Raw genomic sequence first — 16977 nt, forward strand, 5'->3', positions numbered from 1 at the left:
CGCTCGTCACCCCTTACGGGGCGCTCAGGCCCAGCGTGTAGGCGCCGGAGCCGCTGTAGGCGTGCACGACGTAGCGGTAGTAGCCCGCGGTGCCGTAGTAGCTGGTGTCCTCGTCGGCGCCGGCGGTGCCGCCGACGGCCACGTCCGCCCAGCCCGCGCCGTTCCACTTCTGGAGGTAGAGGTCGAAGTCGGTGCCGGCCGGGCCGCGCAGGCAGCCGACGTGGGTGCCGGCGCTCGCCGAGTAGTAGTACGAGCCGTCCGGCTGGGCGGCGGCCTGACCGGAGGCCAGGGTGCCCTGGTAGCTGTGCTCGGTGTTGTCACAGCCGGTCGGCGGCGTGGTGGAGCCGACCGTCAGCTGGTAGGTGACCGTGTGCGTGGCGGAGCCCGTACCGGTGACGGTGATCGGGTAGGTGCCGTTCGGGGTGCCCGCGGCGACCTTGACGGTCATCGTGGAGGAGCTGCCCGAGGTCACGGAGGTGGGGTAGAAGGAGACCGTGACGCCGCTGGGGGCGCCGCTCGCGGAGAGCTGGACGGTCTGGGCCGCGCCGCCGGTGGTGCTGGTGTTGACGGTGGCGGTGACCGAGGTGTCCGGCTGCGCCGAGCCCGAGGACGGGTTCAGGGAGAGCGAGAAGTCCGGGGTGGAGGTGCCGCCGCAGTCGGTCTCGCCGGACTGGGCGGGGACGCCGATCGCGTTCCAGGCCGCCTTCACCGCGTTGCACTCGGTGGCGCCGTAGGTGTTCTTGGCGGTGGTGAGGGTGGCGCGGCGGGCCGCGAGGTGGTTCCAGGAGGAGGTCTTCAGGAGCAGGGCGCCCATGAAGATCTTGCCGGCCTTCTGGATGCCGATGCCGGTGACGGAGGACGGGCCGCCGGAACATATGGGGCTGTTGGGCTTGCCGCCGCCCGGGTTGGAGCCCTCGGCGAGCAGGTAGAACCAGTGGTTCTGCGGGCCGGCCGCCGCGTGCACCTCGGTGCCCGAGCTCAACTGGGTGTAGCAGTTGGGGTCGTTGTTGATCAGCGACGGGTTGTACATGTTGCGGATGGGCTGGTTGTTGCCGGTGAAGTTCAGCTCCTCACCGACCGTGTAGTCCGGGGTGTCGTTCGGGTTGTTGGCGTAGTGCTCGGTGAGCGCCCCGAAGATGTCGCCGGTGGACTCGTTCATGCCGCCGTTCTCGTTGGACGAGCCGGCCGAGCCCGGGGTCCGGTCGAAGATCTCGTGGCCGTACTCGTGGGCCACGACGTCGATGCCGGTGAGCTGGTTGGTGCCGTTCTGGTTGCGCCCGTAGGTGGTCTTCGTACCGTCGTAGTACGCGTTGACCTGGGTGAGTCCGGCGCGGGCCGGGACCATGCCGCCCTGGCCGTTGATGCCGTTGTAGCCGAACCACTCCTTGAGCATGTCCGACTCGCGCTGGGCCGCGTACATGATGTCGACGCAGGCGGTGACGAGGTCGTTGGCGGTGCCGTTGCCCCACGGGGAGGAGCCGGTGTAGGCGCTGCCGTTCTGGCCGCCGCACTTGAAGGCGCCGCGGCTGGTGTCGGTCATGGAGCCCGCGGCGGTGTCGATGGTGACGTTGCCGTTGTGGTAGCCGCGGCCCTCGGCGTGCCGGACCTTGTCGGTGGCCTGGGCGACCTTGCCGGTGCGGGCGTCGACGTAGGTGTCGAGCGAGCTGGGCAGGGCCTCGGCGGTGGTGCCGACGACCAGGGTGTGCCAGGCGAGGACGGGCTTGCCGGCCTTGAGGAGCACGGTCAGTTCGGGGGCGCTCGCGCTCTCCACGGCGGCGAGCTGGCCGCGGGCGGTGGCGAGGGCGGCTCCGGCGGTCACCTTGGCGCTCGTCGACAGCCTCAGGGCGGGGGCCGGGGCGCCGGTGACGTCGCGGACCTTGCCGGAGGAGTCCGTCAGGACGACGGCGTCGCCGCCGCCGTGGACCGGGAGGCCCTTGTACGTCCGCTGGTAGGCGGCGTAGTAGAGGCCGTTCGACCAGGGGGTGACGGACGTCCGGACGAGGTCCTCGTCGGCGCCGTGCCGCAGTTCGTCGAGGCCGCTGGCGGCGGCGGTGTCCGCGGCCGCGAGGGCCAGGGACTTGCCGTGGCCCGGCGGGACCGGCTGCGCCTGGGGAGCGGCGGAGGCGGTGCCGGCGAGGGCGGTCGCGAGGCTCGCCGAGAGAGCCAGGGCGGCCACGGCCGCCGTGAGTCTGGTGGGGTGCAACGTCGTGCTCCGTTCAGGGTGGGGGAGGTCGGATCGTCGCGCCGAGTATGGGCGTGGACATGGCCAGTTAGGGACATCTCATCCGGCATAAGACGCGGGTTATGGTGCGGCCGTGCGGGGCTGCGTACGCTGCTGAAATGCAGCTGGAGTTGAGGCATCTGGAAGCCGTCTGCCGGATTGCGGAGGCGGGCAGCCTGGGGCGTGCGGCGCAGCTGCTCGGCGTCTCGCAGCCGGCGCTCTCGGCACAGCTCCGGCGGATCGAGCGGGTCGCGGGCGGGGAGCTGTTCCTGCGCGGCCGGCGCGGTGTGGAGCCCACTCCGCTGGGCGAGTTCGTGCTCTCCAAGGCCCGTCTCGTGCTCGGCGAGATGGACGCGCTCGCCGCCGGGGCGCGGGCCGTCGACCCGGACACCCCGCTGCGGCTCGGCTGCATCCTGCTGGTGCTGGTGGACCGGCTGATGGTGGGGCTCGAACAGGTCGTGGCGGGCCGGGAGATCGCGGTGACGGTCGAGCAGTCGGCGACGACGCTGACCCGGCAGCTGGGCGCGGGCCGCTACGACGCGGTGCTGTACGGCGAGGTCAACGACCACGAGGTGCCGCTGCCGCAGGGCACGACGGCCCGGACGCTGATCGCGCGGGAGCCCTTCTGCGTGCGGCTCGCGGCGGACCACCCGCTGGCGGGCAAGGAGCGGATCGCGCTGGCCGAGCTGGCGGGCGAGTCGTGGATGACGCTGGTCGAGGACGACGACGGCGGCCCCGAGGCGCTGGTCGAGGCCTGCGGGCGGGCCGGCTTCACGCCGTCCCTCCGGCACCGGGTCGCCGACCGGAAGATCCACTACGACCTGATCGCCTCGGGCCGCGCGATCTCCCTGAGCCAGCCCACCGCCCCGCCCACCGAGGGCACGGTCCTGCGCCCCCTGGAGGGCGACCCGGTCACCGGCCGCATCCGCCTGGCCTGGAACCGTGCGGCCGTCTCCGTCCGGGACGCGGAGCTCCTGTACCGGGCGGCGGCCGGGGCGTACCTGGCGAACGTCGCCACCAACCGCTTCCACCAGGAGTGGTGGGACGCCCGGCCGGAGCTCCATCCGGTCCTGGCGGAGGACTGAGCGGGGGCGGCCCCGCCGCCCCGGCCGGAGGTCCTAGGCGACGCCCTGGGGCCGGATGCCCGGGCCCGTCCCGTCCGGGGCGTCCTCGGTCCGCTCCTCGTCGGCGTTCTCGCCGCGCAGGTCGCGGACGAGGAGGGTGGCGCCGGCCACCGCGCCGGGCATGAGGAAGACGGCGACGAAGGGGACCAGGAAGACGAGGATCAGGGGGACGCCGAAGCCGAGGGCGGCGGCGCGGCGGCCGCGCAGCAGGCTCAGGCGCTCCTTGAGCTCCACGCCCCGGCGCTGGAGGGCGACGCCGGTCAGCTCGACGGCGAGGAAGAAGCCGGAGACGCAGAAGCCGAGCGCGGGGACGACGGTCTGGCCGACCACCGGAATGAATCCGCAGGCGAAGAGGAGCACGCCGTAGAGGGCGACCCGGAGCAGGAGCCGCAGGCTGTCGCGGGCCGAGATCCACAGCTCGCGCCAGAGCGGCAGACCGGACTCGGGGACCTCGCCGCCCTGGTCGCGGTCGACGTCCTCGGAGAGGGACTCGTAGAAGGGCTCGCCGACGAGGAGGGTGACGGCGGTGAAGGTGATGACCGAGAGGAAGAGCCCGAAGACGAAGACGAGGGCCGTCAGGGCGTTGCGGAAGAGGCCGAGCCACGGGGAGGACCAGTCGTCGGCGAACGGGGTCGCCCAGGCCACCAGGTCGTCCGCGCCGAAGCCGAGTCCCACGAGCGCCCCCACATAGAGGACGAACGTCACCAGACCGGGCAGCAGACCGAAGCCGAACCGGCGTCCGTGCCGCGCCACCCACTTCTGGCCCTGGACCAGATGACCGAAACCCACCCCGAAATCGCGCATGCGCGCAGCCTAGCGGGGTGGATCACCGGTTCCGTACGTGCGTGCGGGCCGCACCCCGGTCGGTCGGGGTGCGGCCCGCACGGGTCCGCGTGGTGTCCGGCCGGTGGCTCAGACCGCGAGCTCGACCGTGATGTTGCCTCGGGTCGCCTTGGAGTACGGGCAGACCTGGTGGGCCTTCTCGATCAGGCTCTTGGCGGTCTCGGCGTCCACGTTCGGGATGGTGGCCGAGATCTTGACGATGATGCCGAAGCCGTCGTCGTTCTTGCCGATGCCGACCTCGGCGGTGACCGTCGAGCCGGAGATGTCCGCGTTCTCGTTCCGCGCGACCACGCCGAGGGCGCCCTGGAAGCAGGCGCTGTAGCCGGCCGCGAAGAGCTGCTCGGGGTTGGTGCCGTCGCCGGAGCCGCCCATGGCCTTGGGCGGGTTGACGACGACGTCGAGCCGGCCGTCGTCGGTCGCGACGCGGCCGTCACGGCCGTTCTCCGCGGTGGCGACGGCGGTGTAGAGGACGTCGGAGTGCTGGATGGACATGCTGGTTTCTACCTTCTTCTCCCCGCCTCGACTCGCGCCCACGATCGCGACGGCTGAGGGCAGACTACCGGTCGAGCGATACGATCATCTTTCCGGTGTTGTCACCGCGGAGCAGACCGAGGAAGGCGTCCACGCCGTTCTCGATGCCCTCGACGGTGGTCTCGCGGTACTTCAGCTCGCCGGAGCGGAGCTTGGCGCCGACCTCCTCGACGAACTTGCCCTGGAGGCCGTAGTGGTCGCCGACCAGGACGCCCTGGAGACGGAGCCGCTTGCCGATGATCATCGCCATGTTCCGCGGGCCGGGGACCGGCTCGGTGTCGTTGTACTGCGCGATCATGCCGCAGATGGCGGCGCGGCCGTGCACGTTGAGCGAGGAGATCGCGGCCTCCAGGTGGTCGCCGCCCACGTTGTCGAAGTAGACGTCGATGCCGTCCGGGGCGGCCTCGCGGAGCTGGTCGCGGACCGGGCCGTTCCTGTAGTTGAAGGCGGCGTCGAAGCCGAGCTCCTCGACCAGCCACTTCACCTTCTCGTCGGAGCCGGCCGAGCCGATCACCCGGGCGGCGCCGCCCAGCTTGGCGAGCTGGCCCACCTGGCTGCCGACGGCGCCGGCCGCGCCGGAGACGAAGACGGTGTCGCCCTCCTTGAAGGAGGCGGTCTCGAAGAGGCCCGCGTAGGCGGTCAGGCCGGTCATGCCGAGGACGCCGAGGTAGGTGGAGAGCGGGGCGAGCTCCGGGTCCACCTTGGTGGCGTGCTGGGCGGGCACGGAGGCGTACTCGCGCCAGCCGAGGCCGTGCAGGACGTGGTCGCCCTCGGCGAAGCCCTCCGCGTTCGACGCCACGACGACGCCGACCGCGCCGCCGTCCATGGGGTGGTCCAGCTTGAACGGCGGGACGTAGGACTTCACGTCGTTCATCCGGCCGCGCATGTACGGGTCGACCGAGAAGTGGAGGTTCCGCACCAGGATCCGGCCCTCGGCGGGCGCCTCGACCGGGACCTCGCGCAGGGCGAAGTCGGTGGGCGCGGGCCAGCCGTGCGGACGGGCGACGAGGTGCCATTCGCGGCTGGTGGCGGGAAGTGCGGTCATGAGGGGGGCCTCCGGGACTCCGGCAAAAGCTTCACTTGGTGAAACAACCATGCGCCTGAATATTTCATGTTGTCAAGCATCGGAGTAGCATGGTGCCCATGCCCACCTCACACGGCGACCCCGTGACCCTCGAAGTCGTCGAGCTCATCGGCACGGTCGTGGCGCGCTACCACCAGGAGTACGAGGAGGCCGCCGCCGCCCACGCGCTCACCGGGGCGCAGGCCCGCGTCCTCGGGCTGCTCGCCCTGGAGCCCACGCCGATGCGGAAGATCGCCGAGAAGCTCAAGTGCGAGCCCTCCAACGTCACGGGGATCATCGACCGCCTGGAGTCCCGGGGCCTGGTCGAGCGGCGCCCCGACCCGGCCGACCGCCGGGTGAAGCTGGCCGCGCCCACCGACGAGGGCCGGGACACCGCCCGCCGCCTGCGCGACGCGCTGCACTTCGCGCGCGAGCCGCTCGGCGGCCTGACCGACGTCGAGCGCACCCTCCTGCGGGACCTGCTGCGCCGGATGCTCGGCGCGGAGCCGACGGCCTGACGGCGCCCGGCTAGACGCACCACCACAGGAAGGGGGTGCAGGTCTCCGAGGGTTCGGGGGTGGGCGTCGCCGTGGTCGGCCGGGGGGTCGACGGGGCGGACGGGCTCGCGCCGCCCGAGGGCGGGGCGGTGGGCGAGCCGGAGGCGCTCGGCGTGGGGCCGGGCCCCTCGCCCTGCGGTCCGGCGGTGACCTCGGGCGCGGTCGGCGCCGGGGAGGAGGGGGCCGTGGTGGCCGGACGTCCGGTGGGCGCGGTGCCCGTCCCCGTCCCCGTACCGGATCCCGCACCCGAGCCCGTTCCCGTACCCGTTCCGCCGGAGCCCCGGCCCGGGACGGAGGCGGTCAAGGCGCCCGTGCCGGCGCCGCCGGCGCGCGTGCTGATCCGGCGCGGGCGGCCGGTGGGCGTGGCCGGGCCCGTGGAGCCCTCGTCCGCCCGGTCGCCGTCCCGGGTCGCGGCGCCGCCCGGGCTCCGGGTCGGCAGCGCGGGCGGCAGCGGGGCCTCGGTGACCTCCAGCTCCTCCACCGCGTTCGCGGGGCCCTTCTCCTCCGGCTCGTCGAACGCCGCCTTCGCCAGTCCCAGCGACCCGGCCGCCAGGACCAGCCCCAGCGCGCTCAGCGCGACCGCCCGGCCGCGCCCGGCGCGGCCGCCGCGGCCCCGCTTCCGGCGGCGCGCGGCGGCACGGCCCGCCGCCCGCCCGGCCGGTCTCGGCGGCGGCACCACCAGGTCCAGCTCGTAGACGTGCTCGGGAGCCAGGGGCGCGCCCGCCTCCGGCTCCTGGGACGCGGGCGGGTACGACTCTGTGCCGGATCCATGGGACGCGGGCGCGTACTGCTCGGTGCCGGATCCGTAGGACGCGGGGTACGGCTCCGGCGGGTACGGGTCCGCCGCGTAGGGGTCCGCGTACGGGTCCGTCGCGTACGACGGTCCGGTCGGGTACGGCTCCGGTGCCTCGGCGCCCTCGTGAGGCGCGGCGGGAGGCGGGGCGTGGGGGGTGTCGTACCGCAGCCGCTCGACGGGAGTCCCGCACCCGGCACAGGCGAGGGCCCCGTTGAGATGCCGCCGGCACGCGTGGCAGTAGTCCATGGGGCTCGCAGGCTAGGACGCCCGGCGCGGCCCCGGGGAGACGAGGACGTGAGGATCTTGTGAGGAAACCGCAGGTGAACGCCGTGGCGCCACGATTCTCCCGGTTCGCCTCCCCCGGGCCGGCGGGCTCCGGGGCGACGCCCGCCACCGGGTCCGGGCCGGACCGGGGCCCCGCCCGGCGCCGTACCGCCCGTCCCGCACCGGGCCCCGGGCGGCGCAGCCCAACGCGCGCGGCGGGCCCGGCGGTCGCACGATGCCATCAGGAAACCCCAACCGCGACACCTCGCCCGTGTCAGCACCGCACCCCGGAGGATCCGCCGTGACCGTCAGCCTGGAGCAACTGCGCCGTTGCCATGTCGCCGTCGACCTGGGCGCCGCCCGCACCCGGGTCTTCGTCAAGGGAGCCGGGCTCGTCGTCGACGAGCCGAGCGTCGCCGCCGTCAACACCCGCACCGGAGCGCTGATCGCGGTCGGCGCGCTCGCCGAGAAGATGACCGGCCGCACCCCCGACTACATCCGGGTCGTGCGCCCGGTCTCCGGCGGCACGGTCGTCGACATCGAGATGGCCCAGCGGATGCTCCGCCACCTGCTCGGCGAGAAGCTGCGCCGCCAGCTCCGCCGCAAGCCCCGGCTGCGCGCCGCCGCCTGCACCCCGCACGACAGCGACCCGCTCGCCCAGCGCGCCGCCGTGGAGACCCTGGTGGGGCTCGGGGCGCGGCGGGTCGAGCTGGTGGACACGCTCATCGCGGCGGCCGTGGGCTGCGGCCTGCCGGTCGAACAGCCCACCGCGACCATGATCATGGTGTGCGGGGCGGCGACCACCCAGGTCGCGGTGCTCTCGCTCGGCGCGATCGTGACGGCCGAGCGGATCCCGGTCGGCGGCGACGCCATCGACCACGCGATCATCCAGCACCTGCGCCACCACCACGAGCTGATGCTGCCGAGCCAGTCGGTGCGCCCCCTCCAGCTCGCGCTGAGCGGCAACGGGCTGACCCCGCACGGCCCGGCCTCCACCGAGATCCACGGCCGGGACGTGGCCACCGGCCTGGCCCGCTCGGTCACCGTCGACACGGCCGCCGTGCGCGAGGCGATCCACACCCCGCTGACGGCGGTGCTCGACGGCATCGGGAAGGTGCTGCGGGACTGCCCGCCGGACCTCGTGGCCGACCTCGCCGACCGCGGGATCATGATGGTCGGCGGCAGCGCCCTGCTCCCGGGCCTCGACCAGATGCTGCGGGACGCCACCGGGATGCCGGTGCACATCGCCGAACGCCCGGACGTCTGCGCCGTGCTGGGCCTCGGCGCGATGCTGGAGGGCAAGGTCCAGCCGATGATCCTCGACCCGCTGGGCGACCACCGCGGCCTGGCCGACGACCGGGACGACGACCGCGGGCGGGACCGCGACCACGCGTACGCCGACGACCTGACGGAGTGACCAATCCCGACATCACCCGATTCGTACGTGGATGAGACCATGGTGATCATGGCTGAGGACGAGGAAGCGGAGCGGGCCCGGCTGCCCATGCTGCTCGAAGCCGTCCTCGGCGTCGGCACGGACCTCGAACTCCGCGCCACGCTCCAGCACCTCGTCGACTCCGCGACCGAACTGGTCGGCGCCCGCCACGGGGCGCTCGGGATCGTCGATCCCGAGCGCCCCCGGCTCACCGGGCTCTTCACCACCGGCATGACCGAGGAGGAGCGGGCCCGCGTCGGCCCGCTCCCCCGGGACGGCGACGGCGGCCTCGGCGTCCCCGTCCGCGTGCACACCCAGATCTTCGGCAACCTCCACCTCACCGGGAAGCCGGGCGGCTTCACCGAGGAGGACCTGGCCCTGCTGCGGGTGCTCGCCGCCCAGGCCGGCATCGCCATCGGCAACGCCCGGCTCTACGAGACGGCCCGGCAGCGCGAGCGGTGGATCGAGGGCGCGGCCGCCGTCACCACCGCCCTGCTCACCGGCGAGTCCGCCGAGGACGCCCTGATGACCGTCGCCGAACAGGCCAGGATCCTCGCCGACGCGGCGGCCGGCGTGATCCTCCAGCCCACCCCCGAGGGCGGGATGGAGATCGTCACGGCCTCCACCACCGAGGACCCCGGCGAGCTGGTCGGCACCACCATCCGGCCCGGCTCCGCCGTCCTGGTCCACCTGCTCGGCGGGGAGCCGGTCTTCATCGAGGACTCCTCCACCGACCCGCGGATGACCACGCCGGTCCGCTCCCGCTTCGGCCCGTCGATGATGCTGCCGCTGCGCAGCGGCGGGCGGCTGATCGGCACCCTGGCCCTCCCCCGCCACCGGGGCGCCGACCCCTACTCGGCGGTGGACCGGCTGCTCGCCTCGCAGTTCGCCTCGCAGGCGGCGCTCGCGCTGGTCCTGGCGGACGCGCGGCACGACCGGGAGCGGCTCGCGGTCTTCGAGGACCGCGACCGGATCGCCCGCGACCTGCACGACCTGGTGGTCCAGCGGCTGTTCGCCACCGAGATGATGCTGGAGTCGACCCGCCGCCGCGCCGGGGGCTCGTCCGAGGAGGACGAGCTGCTGGGCAGGGCGGTGGACGAGCTGGACTCCACGATCCAGGAGGTGCGGACGACGATCTTCGCCCTCCAGCAGCCGCCGGCCGAGGCGCCGACGACCTTCCGGGGGCGGGTGCTGCGCGAGACCGGCGGGGCGGGGGTGCTGCTCGGCTTCCAGCCCTCGGTGCGCTTCACCGGCGCGGTGGACACGCTCGTGGAGGAACCGGAGGCGCGGAAGCTGCTCGCCGCGCTGCGGGGCGCCCTCGCGGCGGCCCACCGGCGGTCCGCGGTCGGCCGGATCCAGGTGGACGTCGGCGTCGGCGACGAGGGCGCCTGGCTGCGCGTCGAGGACGACGGCACCCCGCCGACGACGGTGACCTGGCCGTAGGGCGCGCCGCCCACCCGACCTCCCCCGGGCCACCCCTCCGTCCCGGGACTCCCCCGTACGGAGCACTCCCGCGCGCCCGGCTCCCCCGCCGGATCTTGACTGGAGGCGTGAACTCCGACGCCAAGTCCCCGACCGCCGCGGCCTACCGCAACCTGGCGATGGCCACCATCGGCTTCACGCTCACCTTCTGGGCGTGGAACCTGATCGCGCCTCTCGGCAGCTGGTACGGCGAGCACCTGGGCCTCAGCTCGTTCCAGCAGTCCTTCCTCGTCGCCGTGCCGGTGCTGGTCGGCTCGCTGGGCCGCATCCCGGCCGGCGCGCTGACCGACAGGTACGGCGCGAAGCTGATGTTCCCGCTCGTCTCCGCGCTGACGATCATCCCGGTGCTGCTGCTGATCGTGGTGAAGGACTCCTACGGCCTGATGATCGTGGTGGGCTTCCTCCTCGGTCTCGGCGGCACGACCTTCGCGATCGGCATCCCGCTGGTCAACTCCTGGTTCCCGCCGGAGAAGCGGGGCCTGGCGCTCGGCGTCTTCGGCATGGGCATGGGCGGCGTGGCGCTCTCCGGCTACTTCACGCCCCGGATCGCCAAGCACGGCGAGAACCTGCCGTTCGTCGTCGTGGCGATCGCGCTCGCCGTGTACGCGGTCCTCGCCGCCGCCCTCATCACCGACCGGCCGGACCGGCCGGTGCCGACGGCCTCGCTGGGGACCCGGCTGGCCGCCGCGGGCCGGCTGCGGGTGACCTGGGAGCTGTCGGCGCTGTACGCGATCGGCTTCGGCGGCATCGTGGCCTTCGGCGTCTACCTGCCGACGTACCTGAAGACCTGGTACGAGCTGGACCCCACCGACGCGGGCACCAAGGCGGCCGGGTTCGCGGCGGTCACCGTCGTCTTCCGGCCGCTCGGCGGCTGGCTGTCGGACCGCGTCCACCCGGCGGTCGTCACCTCCTGGGCGCTCGGCGTCGTCGCCCTCCTCGCGATCGTCCAGGCCTTCGACCCGAAGCTGAACCCGGGCGGCACGATCGCCCTGCTGATCATGGCGGCCGGGCTCGGCACCGCGAGCGGTTCGGTCTTCGCGCTGGTCTCCCAGGTCACTCCCCAGGCCAAGGTGGGGTCCGTGACCGGCATCGTCGGTGCGATGGGCGGCCTCGGCGGCTTCGTCCCACCGCTGGTCATGGGCGCGATCTACAGCGCCAAGGACTCGTACTCGATCGGCTTCATGCTCCTCTCCGACCTGGCGCTGGCCGGCTGTGTGTACGCGTACGGGCGGATGCGCGGGATCCGGCCGAGCGGCGACGAGGAGGCACCCGGGACGACGAAGGTCACGGCCGCGAGGCCCTGACGGCCCGGCAGAATGCCCCTCGGCAGCCGCGATTCCGAAGCGATCCGAGGAGTACGACCGGTGAATGCGCTCTTCCCCGCCCTGAGAGGCCGTGCCGACCGCGTCGCGCTGCGTTTCGGCGCGGCCCCCGCGACGGCGGAGACCCTGACGTACGGGGAACTGGCCCGGGCCGCCGGGGACCTGGCCGTCCGGCTCGCCGGGGCGGCCCGGGTCGCGGTCTGGGCCACGCCGACCGCCCGGACGGCCGTCGCGGTGGTGGGGGCGCTGCTCGCGGGCGTGCCCGTCGTCCCGCTCAACCCGCGGACCGGGGAGCGGGAGCTGGCGCACATCCTCGCGGACAGCGAGCCCGTCCTGCTCCTCGCGGGCGCCGGGGACGAGCTGCCGCCGACGGTCACGGGGCTGCCCCGGCTCGACGTGCCGACCCGCGTGGAGAGCTTCACGCCGGTCCCGGCGGCGGTCGCGGACGGCCCCGGGCCGGTCGACCCCGAGTCCACCGCCCTGATCGTCTACACCTCCGGCACCACCGGCCCCCCGAAGGGCGTGCTGCTCTCCCGCCGGGCGGTCGCCGCCTCCCTCGACGCGCTCGCCGAGGCGTGGTCCTGGACCGCGGACGACGTCCTGGTGCACGGGCTGCCGCTGTTCCACGTGCACGGCCTGGTCCTCGGGATCCTGGGGCCGCTGCGGCGCGGCGGCGAGGTCCGGCACCTGGGCGCCTTCTCGGCGGAGGGGGTCGCCCGGGAGCTGGGCAGCGGCGGCACGATGCTCTTCGGCGTCCCCACCATGTACCACCGGCTGGCCGACGCCCTCCCCGACGACCCGGCGCTGGCCGGGGCCATGGCGGGGGCGCGGCTGCTGGTCTCGGGGTCGGCGGCGCTGCCGGTGCACGACCACGAGCGGATCGCGGCGGCGACGGGCCGGACGGTGGTGGAGCGGTACGGCATGAGCGAGACGCTGATGAACACCAGCGTGCGGCCGGGCGGCCCGCCGCGCCCGGGGACGGTGGGGACGCCGCTGCCGGGCGTGGAGGTGCGGCTGGTGGAGGAGGACGGCTCGGTCCTGGACGCCTCCGACGGGGAGACGGTCGGCGAGGTGCAGGTGCGCGGCCCGAACCTCTTCTCCGGCTATCTGAACCGGCCGGAGGCGACGGCGGAGGCGTTCGACGGGGGCCCGGCCGGCGGCTGGTTCCGCACCGGGGACATGGCGGTGCGGGAGTCCGACGGAGCGATCCGGCTGGTGGGCCGCAAGGCCACCGACCTGATCAAGAGCGGCGGGTACAAGATCGGGGCGGGCGAGATCGAGAACGCCCTGCTCGACCACCCGGGGGTGCGGGAGGCCGCCGTCACCGGGGAGCCCGACCCCGATCTGGGCGAGCGGATCGTGGCCTGGGTGGTGCCGGCCGACCCGTCGGACCCGCCGGCCGACGGGGAGCTGGCCGATCACGTGGCCCGGCTGCTCGCCCCGCACAAGCGGCCCCGGACGGTCCGGCTGCTGGACGAGCTCCCCCGCAACGACCTGGGCAAGGTCCTGAAGAAGCGGCTGCCGCGGGGGTGAGACGGCACGGGGCCGGGTTCCCGTGCGGGAACCCGGCCCCGTGGCGGGGAGGGGGCGTTACCTCACGCCCACCGCGTGGATCAGCTCCTGCGTGACGGAGCCGCCCCGGTCGTCGGTGGCCCCGGCGCGCAGCGAGACCGCCGCGGCGCCGTGCGGGATCCGCAGCTCACCGGTCCAGGAGTCGCCGCGCCCCTTGCGGAGGGTCACCTTCCGCCAGGTGGCGCCGTCGTCGTAGGAGACCTCCAGGCTGCCGGAGACGAGGCTGCCGGTGCCGGTGGCGCCCTCCACGTACGAGGCGGAGATGCCGACCGGGATCCGGGCGCCGGCCCGGACGTCGCCGTACAGGTCGGTGTCGAGGTCGAAGCCGAGGTTGAGCATCGGCAGGAAGGTGTACCGGTCCCCAGGGGTCTCGGCGGAGCGGACGGTCCACTCGGAGCGTCCCTTGGCGCCGAGCCGCCAGCGGGCCGGGTCGAGGGCGGTCTCGGTGACGACCTTGTACGTGGCCTCCCCGGCGGGCGCGTCCCAGAGGTTGTAGCCGGAGCTCGTCTTGCGCCCCTGGGAGACGCCGTCCACGAACACCTCGGTGTACTGGCTCATGGTGTCGTCGTTCCACACGTCGCCGAAGCCGGTGTGGTCGGTGCCGGAGTCGCCCCAGCCGGGGGTGTTGAAGCGCAGGTCGTTGCCGCTCCGCTCCTGGCCCCAGCCGAGGCCGGTGCCGAGCCAGGGGTGCCAGACCGGGCCGAACCAGTCGGTCCGGGTGACGGAGCCGCCGCGGTAGACGGAACGGCCGCCGCGCTGCTCCAGGGACTCGCCGAGGTCGACGGACTCGTGCCACTGCTGGCCGGCGCCGGTGGAGACGTACTCGGTGCGCTCGGCCGGGAAGCCGATCCACTCCTTGAAGCCGACGCCGATCGGGAAGGTGTCGGTGAGGGAGTAGCGGAACTCGCCGCCCAGTTCCTTCCGCCCGGTCGGGGCGTGGAAGGCGGAGCGGACGGTGGCGAGGTCCCGCGCACCGGGGCGGTAGACGAGGTCGGTGCCGATGCGGCCGGGGTGACCCTCGGAGAGGTCGTAGACGTACGGGGTGAAGCGGGTGCCGGTGAGGTCGAGGCGCTGGCCGCGGGCGGCGCCGGCGGCGAGGCGGGCGGCGTCGGCGCGGTTCACGGTGGCGACGGCGAGCGGCCGGTCCTCGTAGTCGGCGGTGCCGAACCACTTCATCAGCCGGCCGGCGGCGTCGTCGGTGACGAACAGCGCCCGGGCGCCGGCGTCCTGGGCGGCCTGGGCCACCGCCGCCGGGTCGGCGCCGGGGGCGAGGCGGACGAGGACGGCCTTGCCGGTGACGTCCTTGCCCGCGTACTCGGCCGGGGTGCCGGTGCCCGCGTCGACGAGGCCGAGGCGGTGGCGGCCCTCCAGGAGGGTGGCGCCGGCCTGGGCGCGCAGGTCGGAGAGGCGGACGCCGTCGACGCTCGCCTCCAGGACGGGCTTGCCGAGCCGCCAGACCGTGCGGTACTCGAAGGTGCCGTTCGTGACGGGCGCGGTGGGCGCGGCGAAGAGCGAGTCGTAGGCCGGCGGCACCTGCACGATGTCGGTGTAGGAGACGCCGTTCGCCTTGCGGTCGTACTCCATGAGGAGCTGGCGGCTCTCGGTGCGCCTGTCGACCTCGGCGCGTATCTCGCGCAGCTGCCGCCCGTCGAGGGTGATCTCGCGGTCGCGGTCGAGGACGACCTCGGGGGCGGTCATGAAGCCGAGGCCGAGGGAGTCGGCGCCCTTGGAGCCCCGCACGTCGAGGAAGGTGTCGACGGTGTACGTGCCGGGCTTGAGGCGCAGCTCGACGGTGCCGGACTCGCCGACGGAGGCCGGGAAGGGGTCCTGGCCCGGGGCGAGGTTCCGCAGGCCGAGGCCGGCGGCGGCGGGGGCGCCGTCGCGGTCCTTGACGTGGACGGTGAGGGTGTAGCGCTCCTCCTCCTTGACCAGGCCGAGGGCGGTGTGGGCGACCGGGGCGCCGGCGGCGGTGGCGGTGATCCGGCCGGAGGCGGTGCCGACCGGGGCGCCGGTGCCGTCGCCGGTGACGGTGGTGCTCGCCGTGCCGTGCGCGGGGACGGTGAGGGTGGTGTCGGCGAGGGTGGTGGTGCCGGCCGGCATGCCCTCGACGGCGAGCGCGAGCTCGACGGGGGCGTCGGAGGCGTTGGTGTAGGTGACGGTCCGGGTGACGGGCTCGTTGGCCTCGTAGGGCCAGGAGAAGAAGCCGAGGTCGGCGGAGCCGGTGGCGGTGACGTCCGCGGCGATGGCGGCGCCGACGTCGACGCGGCCCGAGCCGAGGGCGTAGGCGGAGGCGTCGAGCGTCTTGGAGCTGGACATGAGGGCGTCCTTGAGGCGGGCGCCGGTCCAGTCGGGGTGCTTCTCGGCGAGCAGCGCGGCGACTCCGGCGACGTGCGGGGTCGCCATGGAGGTGCCGTTCATCGAGGTGTAGAGACCGGTGCCCGCGGTGAGCTGGGAGCGGGCGGCGAGGATGCCGACGCCGGGCGCGGCGAGGTCCGGCTTGAGGGCCTGGTCGCGGTAGCGGGGGCCCTGGCTGGTGAAGTAGGCGGCCTCGTCGTCGGAGTCGACGGCGCCGACGGTGAGCGCGGAGTCGGCGGCGCCGGGCGAGCCGATGCTGCCGGGGGCGCCGGAGTTGCCCGCGGCGATGACGAAGAGGGCGCCGGTCTCGGCCGAGAGGGTGTTCACGGCCTGGGCCATCGGGTCGGTGCCGTCGCTGCCCTCCTGGGAGCCGAGGCTCATCGACACGATCTTCGCGTCGACGTCCTTGGCGGCCCATTCCATGCCGGCGATGATCTCCGACTCGGTGCCGTAGCCCTCGTCGCTGAGGACCTTGCCGACGGCGAGGGTGGCGCCGGGGGCGACGCCCTTCTCCTTGCCGTCGGAGCCGGCGCCGCTGCCGCCGACGGTGGAGGCGACGTGGGTGCCGTGCCCGTTGCGGTCCGCGACCTCCTCACCCGCGATGAAGGACTTCGACTCGCTGACGCGGCCCGCGAGGTCGGGGTGGGAGGCGTCGACGCCGGTGTCGAGGACGGCGACCTTGACGCCCTTGCCGGTGAGCCCGGCCTCCCACGCCTTCGGGGTGCCGATCTGGGCGTTGGAGTCGGCCATGGCGGCCTTCACCCGGGCGTCGAGCCACACCTTGGCGGGGGCGGCGGCGCGGGCGCCGGCCTGCCCGGTGAAGGACTGCCAGAAGGCGGCCGGGTCGGTCGCGGTGACGGCGACGCCGCCGACGCTGGGCAGCGCGCGGACGGTCTCGGTGCCGCGCGGGGCGCCGAGCGCGGCGCGGGCGTTCTTCGCGCCGTACGTGACGATCAGCGGGAGTTCGCCGGTGAGGCCCTGCTCGACGAGGCCGGTGACGTCGAAGAGGCGCGGGTCGAGGGCGCCGGAGTCGAGGTGGCGGCGGGCCTCGTCGGGGACGACGGTGACCCGGCCGTCGGTGACCTGGGTGCGGACGGCTCCGGTGGCTCCCTTCGCGCGGTCGACGGTAACGGTCTGCCGTCCGTCGCCGAGGCCGGTGAGGGTGACCCGGTCGCCGGTGACGAGGGTGACGGTGGCGGACGCGGCCGGCCCCTTGAAGGTGTCGGGCACGGCGGCGGCCGTGGTGCCCGGCGCGGCGGCGGTCTGCCCGGCCGAGAGCATCACGAGGGAGACGCCGGCGGCGATCAGCCCGGCCCTTCCTCTGGTCAGCGGTGCGGTCATCGAACGACTCCTCGCGGACCCGTGGTTCGGGGGTGTGGAGTGACGGATCCGCGAGGAGTCTGATCCCTGGG

At 74.2% G+C, this 16977-nt stretch carries 12 protein-coding genes; 6 read left to right on the plus strand and 6 right to left on the minus strand.

Annotation, left to right across the window (positions count from 1 at the left end; genetic code table 11):
* Positions 1-13: 13 nt before the first annotated feature.
* Positions 14-2203 (minus strand): M4 family metallopeptidase, encoded by a 2190-nt coding sequence (locus IE321_RS15330; protein ID WP_226651644.1) that lies wholly within the window; start codon positions 2201-2203, stop codon positions 14-16.
* A 137-nt stretch (positions 2204-2340) separates the two neighbouring features.
* Between IE321_RS15330 and IE321_RS15335 the strand changes: the two genes are divergently transcribed.
* On the plus strand, positions 2341-3306 hold the full coding sequence (locus IE321_RS15335; RefSeq protein WP_190223296.1) for a LysR family transcriptional regulator: 966 nt from the start codon (positions 2341-2343) through the stop codon (positions 3304-3306).
* 33 nt (positions 3307-3339) lie between these two features.
* Here IE321_RS15335 and IE321_RS15340 read toward each other — a convergent pair whose 3' ends face one another.
* From IE321_RS15340 to IE321_RS15350, 3 genes are all read right to left on the minus strand, one after another.
* Positions 3340-4149: an EI24 domain-containing protein gene (locus IE321_RS15340; RefSeq protein ID WP_043226286.1), complete on the minus strand. Its 810-nt coding sequence runs from the start codon at positions 4147-4149 to the stop codon at positions 3340-3342.
* Between the two features lie 108 nt (positions 4150-4257).
* The gene (locus IE321_RS15345) at positions 4258-4680 is read right to left on the minus strand and encodes an organic hydroperoxide resistance protein (protein WP_043226283.1); all 423 of its coding nucleotides are present in this window, start codon (positions 4678-4680) and stop codon (positions 4258-4260) included.
* Positions 4681-4744: 64 nt separating this feature from the next.
* On the minus strand, positions 4745-5764 hold the full coding sequence (locus IE321_RS15350) for an NADP-dependent oxidoreductase (RefSeq protein ID WP_043226282.1): 1020 nt from the start codon (positions 5762-5764) through the stop codon (positions 4745-4747).
* Positions 5765-5862: 98 nt separating this feature from the next.
* Here IE321_RS15350 and IE321_RS15355 point away from each other — a divergent pair, with 98 nt between their 5' ends.
* On the plus strand, positions 5863-6300 hold the full coding sequence (locus IE321_RS15355) for a MarR family winged helix-turn-helix transcriptional regulator (RefSeq protein ID WP_043226341.1): 438 nt from the start codon (positions 5863-5865) through the stop codon (positions 6298-6300).
* A 10-nt stretch (positions 6301-6310) separates the two neighbouring features.
* Here IE321_RS15355 and IE321_RS15360 read toward each other — a convergent pair whose 3' ends face one another.
* The gene (locus IE321_RS15360; RefSeq protein ID WP_190223331.1) at positions 6311-7381 is read right to left on the minus strand and encodes an SCO2400 family protein; all 1071 of its coding nucleotides are present in this window, start codon (positions 7379-7381) and stop codon (positions 6311-6313) included.
* Positions 7382-7700: 319 nt separating this feature from the next.
* On the opposite strand from IE321_RS15360, the gene IE321_RS15365 reads away from it, so the two are divergent.
* The 4 genes from IE321_RS15365 to IE321_RS15380 all read left to right on the plus strand — a co-directional run bounded on the left by IE321_RS15365 (position 7701) and on the right by IE321_RS15380 (position 13171).
* Positions 7701-8816 (plus strand): rod shape-determining protein, encoded by a 1116-nt coding sequence (locus tag IE321_RS15365; protein WP_226651643.1) that lies wholly within the window; start codon positions 7701-7703, stop codon positions 8814-8816.
* A 39-nt stretch (positions 8817-8855) separates the two neighbouring features.
* On the plus strand, positions 8856-10277 hold the full coding sequence (locus tag IE321_RS15370; protein WP_372470222.1) for a sensor histidine kinase: 1422 nt from the start codon (positions 8856-8858) through the stop codon (positions 10275-10277).
* 158 nt (positions 10278-10435) lie between these two features.
* Entirely contained in the window at positions 10436-11620 is a 1185-nt protein-coding gene (locus tag IE321_RS15375; protein WP_226651899.1) for a nitrate/nitrite transporter, read from the plus strand.
* Between the two features lie 60 nt (positions 11621-11680).
* Entirely contained in the window at positions 11681-13171 is a 1491-nt protein-coding gene (locus IE321_RS15380; RefSeq protein WP_190223299.1) for an acyl-CoA synthetase, read from the plus strand.
* A 57-nt stretch (positions 13172-13228) separates the two neighbouring features.
* On the opposite strand, the gene IE321_RS15385 is transcribed toward IE321_RS15380, so the two are convergent.
* Positions 13229-16906 carry a S8 family serine peptidase gene (locus IE321_RS15385; protein ID WP_190223300.1) on the minus strand — a complete coding sequence of 1226 codons (3678 nt, stop codon included), beginning with the start codon at positions 16904-16906 and terminating at the stop codon, positions 13229-13231.
* Between the last annotated feature and the right edge of the window lie 71 nt (positions 16907-16977).

Source organism: Streptomyces hydrogenans, from assembly GCF_014656075.1.
Taxonomy (GTDB): domain Bacteria; phylum Actinomycetota; class Actinomycetes; order Streptomycetales; family Streptomycetaceae; genus Streptomyces; species Streptomyces hydrogenans.

Excerpts from the sequence above, each read along its gene's own strand:
- IE321_RS15345 (WP_043226283.1), bottom strand. The coding sequence starts at position 4,680 with ATGTCCATCCAGCACTCCGACGTCCTCTACACCGCCGTCGCCACCGCG.
- IE321_RS15375 (WP_226651899.1), top strand. The coding sequence starts at position 10,436 with ATGGCCACCATCGGCTTCACGCTCACCTTCTGGGCGTGGAACCTGATC.
- IE321_RS15335 (WP_190223296.1), top strand. The coding sequence starts at position 2,341 with ATGCAGCTGGAGTTGAGGCATCTGGAAGCCGTCTGCCGGATTGCGGAG.
- IE321_RS15350 (WP_043226282.1), bottom strand. The coding sequence starts at position 5,764 with ATGACCGCACTTCCCGCCACCAGCCGCGAATGGCACCTCGTCGCCCGT.
- IE321_RS15360 (WP_190223331.1), bottom strand. The coding sequence starts at position 7,381 with ATGGACTACTGCCACGCGTGCCGGCGGCATCTCAACGGGGCCCTCGCC.
- IE321_RS15385 (WP_190223300.1), bottom strand. The coding sequence starts at position 16,906 with ATGACCGCACCGCTGACCAGAGGAAGGGCCGGGCTGATCGCCGCCGGC.
- IE321_RS15340 (WP_043226286.1), bottom strand. The coding sequence starts at position 4,149 with ATGCGCGATTTCGGGGTGGGTTTCGGTCATCTGGTCCAGGGCCAGAAG.
- IE321_RS15355 (WP_043226341.1), top strand. The coding sequence starts at position 5,863 with ATGCCCACCTCACACGGCGACCCCGTGACCCTCGAAGTCGTCGAGCTC.
- IE321_RS15370 (WP_372470222.1), top strand. The coding sequence starts at position 8,856 with ATGGTGATCATGGCTGAGGACGAGGAAGCGGAGCGGGCCCGGCTGCCC.